This is a genomic window from Hymenobacter agri, assembly GCF_054778495.1.
In genome coordinates this window covers 1-4168 of sequence record NZ_BAAGZM010000382.1, presented here as the reverse complement: position 1 = coordinate 4168, position 4168 = coordinate 1, and the positions used below count along the sequence as shown (strand labels likewise).

6 protein-coding genes are annotated in these 4168 nt (G+C 61.8%); all 6 read left to right on the top strand.

Translation table 11 applies throughout. The features are described 5' to 3' along the window. The coding region (locus tag ACYVDE_RS16130; protein WP_460502571.1) for a BamA/TamA family outer membrane protein at window positions 1-1213 on the top strand (1213 nt) is incomplete at its 5' end. Window positions 1214-1325: 112 nt separating this feature from the next. After that, a complete protein-coding gene (locus tag ACYVDE_RS16125) occupies window positions 1326-2003 on the top strand; it encodes a heme exporter protein CcmB (RefSeq protein ID WP_460502572.1) in 678 nt (225 codons plus the stop codon). Between the two features lie 21 nt (window positions 2004-2024). Then, window positions 2025-2780: a cytochrome c biogenesis protein CcsA gene (ccsA, locus tag ACYVDE_RS16120; protein ID WP_460502570.1), complete on the top strand. Its 756-nt coding sequence runs from the start codon at window positions 2025-2027 to the stop codon at window positions 2778-2780. Beyond that, window positions 2767-3018: a CcmD family protein gene (locus ACYVDE_RS16115; RefSeq protein WP_460502569.1), complete on the top strand. Its 252-nt coding sequence runs from the start codon at window positions 2767-2769 to the stop codon at window positions 3016-3018. The genes ccsA and ACYVDE_RS16115 overlap by 14 nt, the downstream gene beginning before the upstream one ends. 100 nt (window positions 3019-3118) lie before the next feature. After that, on the top strand, window positions 3119-3547 hold the full coding sequence (locus ACYVDE_RS16110; protein ID WP_460502568.1) for a cytochrome c maturation protein CcmE domain-containing protein: 429 nt from the start codon (window positions 3119-3121) through the stop codon (window positions 3545-3547). 42 nt (window positions 3548-3589) lie between these two features. Further along, a partial coding sequence (locus tag ACYVDE_RS16105) for a hypothetical protein (protein WP_460502567.1) occupies window positions 3590-4168 on the top strand: 579 nt, incomplete at its 3' end.

Below are 4168 nucleotides of genomic sequence, written 5' to 3'. Positions count from 1 at the left end.
GCCCACGGCGGCCTCTACGGCGGCGGCGGCAGCCGCAGTGGCGCAGGCAGCCAACCCCGTGGCCGGCCCCTACCGCTACGATACGCGCTTCATGATTGATAATGTGTCGAGTGCGCTCTACGTCGACCCGCTGCTGGGCATGGGGCTGCAGTTTAAAGCGGTGCTCACCGACGCGCTCGAAAACCAGCGGCTCGAAGCCAGCCTGTTTGGCTTGTTCGACCTGCGCACCAGCAACATGCGGCTGGCTTACACCAACCTCACGCGCCGCTACGACTGGGGCCTGGCTTATCAGAAACAGGCGTACTTCTTCGATGCAGGCAATTTTGGCCTGCGCTACGGCCGCCACGAATTTGCTCCGACCATCGGCTACCCGCTCACGCACAACCTGAGCGTGCGCGGCGGCCCGCGCTTCATGAACATCACCCGCACGGTAATTGGCGACGTGTCGACCGACTTTGACCAGTCGTTCAACTACGCCGGCGTGAATGCCGAGCTGGTGTTCGACAACACTTTGGTTACCGGCGTGAACATGATGCACGGCACCCGCATGAAGGCCAGCCTGCTCCAACTGAAAAACCTGAACGACGGCGGCCTGAGCTACGGCAAATTCGTCATCGACCTGCGCCACTACCAGAAGATAAGCCGCTCGCTGGTGTGGGCCAACCGCGCCAGCTACGGCCAGTTTTTCGGCCCCCGGGCGCAGGTATTCCGCCTGGGCGGGATGGATGACTGGCTGAATGCCGGCTATGCCGACTCCCGCTTCCTGCCCAATTACAGCGATGTCGACCAAGTGTTCGGGCAGGAATTTGTCACCAACCTGCGCGGCTTCGACTACGGTGCCCGCAATGGCCCGCGGTATGTGGTATTCAACAGCGAGCTGCGCTTTCCAATTGTGCAGTATTTCGCCCGACGGCCCATCTATTCGGGCTTTTTCCGCAACCTGCAGCTCACCGGCTTCGCCGATGCCGGCACGGCCTACTCGGGCAACAACCCGTTCAGCACCGATAACTCGGCCAATACCCGCCAGCGCGAGTACAGCCAATATTTCTCGGCTACAGTTGTCAATTTTCGCAACCCGTTCCTTATCGGCTACGGCGCGGGCATCCGCACCTCGCTGCTGGGCTTCTACGGCAAAGCCGACGTAGCCTGGGGCCAAGAGAATTACGTGACGACCAAGCCGCACTACTACTTCACGCTGGGCTACGATTTCTAGCCCAGCCATTGGCCACCTGCCCACGGCCTGCTGCACCCGGTGCGGCAGGCCGTGGTGTTTATATGCATCCGGGGTAGGTTCGGGCGTATCTTTGCAGCCCGAAACTGAATTTATCTCCGTGCTGCTCCGCGAAATATCCACCCTGCTAGCCAAAGACTTCCGCCTCGAATGGCGGCAGCGCGCGGCGCTGGGGGGGCTGCTGCTGTACGTGGGCAGCACGGTGTTCGTGTGCTTCCTGAGCTTCAGCCTGCGCGGCGGCACGCCCCCGCCCCCGGCCTGGAACGCCCTACTGTGGGTGATTCTGCTGTTTGCGGCCCTGAACGCCGTGGCCAAAGGCTTCATGCAGGAAAGCCCCGGCCAGCGCCTGTACTACTACACCCTGGTGCGCCCGCAGGCCGTCATTCTGGCTAAGATGCTGTACAACACGCTCTTGCTGATGGCGGTGGCGCTGCTGGGGCTGTTTCTCTATACCGTATTTCTGGGCAACCCCATTCAGGATGCGCCGCTGTTTGTGGCCAACCTGCTGCTGGGCGCGGTAGGCTTTGCCACCACGCTCACGCTGGTGTCGGGCATTGCGGCCAAGGCAGGTGGCAACGGAGCGACGCTCATGGCCATTCTCGGCTTCCCGCTGATGGTGCCCATGCTGCTGCTGCTTATTAAAGTGAGTAAGAATGCACTCGATGGCCTCGACCGCGGCCTGAGTCAGCAGTCGCTGCTTACGCTGCTGGCCCTGAACATGATAGTGGGCGCGACTTCGTACGTGCTGTTCCCGTTTCTGTGGCGCGACTAACTGACTATTAACTGATTATCTATGAGTACAGCGGCAATTATCGGCAGTGTGTCGGGCATCGTGATGACGGTGGGCGGCGTGTGGGGCGGGCAGCGCCTGGTGGAGCAGCGCGGCGGCGGCGTGCTTTGGAAAAGCCTGGCCGTACTGCTGATTGTGGGCGCCACGGTAGCCGGCTTCCTGAGCCCGGTGCCGGCCCTGCCCATCGTGAACGAGAGCATTCGCAACCTGTTTTTCCACGTGCCCATGTGGTTTGCCATGATTATGGTGCTGCTGGTGTCGGTGTGGTATTCGATTCGCTACCTGCGCGAACCCTCGGCCCGGCTCGACGTGCTGGCCCACGAGTCGGCCAAAACCGGCATTGCGCTGGGCCTGCTGGGCTTGGCCAGCTGCAGCTTGTGGGCGCGCTACACCTGGGGCGCATGGTGGACGCCCGACCCGCGCCTGAACGGCGCGGCCGTGGCCATGCTCATTTATGGGGCTTATTTGGTGCTACGCGGCTCGTTTCAGGATGAGCAGCAGCGGGCCCGGGTATCGGCCATCTACAACATTTTCGCCTTTGCGGCGGCTATTCCGCTGCTGTTTGTGCTGCCCCGCCTGAGCGGCCCCTCGCTGCACCCGGGCCAGACCGGCAACCCCGGCTTCAACCAGTACGACCTCGACAATACCATGCGCAAGGTGTTCTACCCGGCCGTGATTGGCTGGATTCTATTCGCCTTCTGGGTCGCGCAGGTGAGCAGCCGCTACGTTTTCCTGAAACTGAAACATGATGAAAAATAAGCTTTCTGCCCGCTCGCTGGGCCGCTTCTGCCTGATGCTGTTGCCGCTGCTACTGCTGGCCCCGCTGGCTTTCGCCCAAACGCCCGTGGCCGACCCGGCCATGGCCGACGACCTGCGCGCCAGCGGCAAAATCTACGTGGTGGTGGCCGTGGTGGCCGTCATCGTGGCCGGCCTGCTGGCCTACCTCATCTCGCTCGACCGCAAGGTGAGCCGCCTCGAAAAGGAAATTAAAGGCTAGCCGGCACCCAAGTGCCGTCCCGATTGTTACGCAGACCAGCCTCACGCGGAAACACAAAACCTCCGTTGAATCTGTTGAAATCCGTTAAATCTGTGGTTTTATGAAGAAGACGCACCTATTCATCGTCGCCATTATTGCAGTGGCGGCCGCCATCATCCTCAGCACTACCGCCGATGCCAGCGTGTACGTAGGCTTCGGCGAGGCCCGCGAGCGGGCCGCCGAGGGCAATACCACCAAAGTGCACGTAGTAGGTAAGCTGCCTCGCGACGCGGCCAAGCACCCCATCGGCCTCGAATACGACCCGATGACGGACCCCAACTACTTCGCCTTCACGCTGGTCGACACCACACAGCTGGCCCAGCGCGTAGTGTACAACAACCCCAAGCCCCAGGACTTTGAAACGTCGGAGCAAGTGGTGATTACCGGCTGCATGAAGGGCGACGTGTTCATGGCCGACCAGATTCTGCTGAAGTGCCCCAGCAAATACGTGAAGAAGGATTTGAAGGGCGCCACGGCTTCGGTCAACTAATTGTTGGCTAGCGCACCCTTTTGGCAGCACCCGGTTTCTACGATGCTTCGTCGCGTCGGAAACCGGGTGCTGTTTTTATTTGCGCTAGCCGCGTTAGCCATTTCGCCGGCCCGGGCTCAGGTCGCCAACGACAATATTGAAAACCGCCGGGTGCTGCAGCTGGAAGAAACCATCAGCTCCAATACCACGGGCTGCACCGTGCAGCGCAGCTGCGTGGATGAGCGCCTGACCGGCAAGTGCATCGAATACCACAACGACCAGTGGTTTGCGTTCACGCCGAAAACCGCCGGGCGCTACTTTGTGAACATCGGCGGGCAGAAGTGCCGCGACGTGCGCGGCGTGCAGTTGGTGGTGCTCACCGGCCAGCCCTGCCAGCCTGCTACCTACCGTATTCTCAGCTGCACCTCGCTCGGCACGCAGGACGACGTGTTTGTGACGCTGGACTCGCTGCGCGCCGGCCAGCCCTACCTGCTCGATGTTGATGGTTATCTCAAGGACTTCTGCCAGTTCACGCTGCAGGTGAGCCGCACGGCGACGGGCATGCCCGTCAGCTACTTTCCGCCCAGCCCCACGCGGGTGCTGCCCACCGCCAGCCGCGTGGCGGCCCTGAGCTGGACGCTG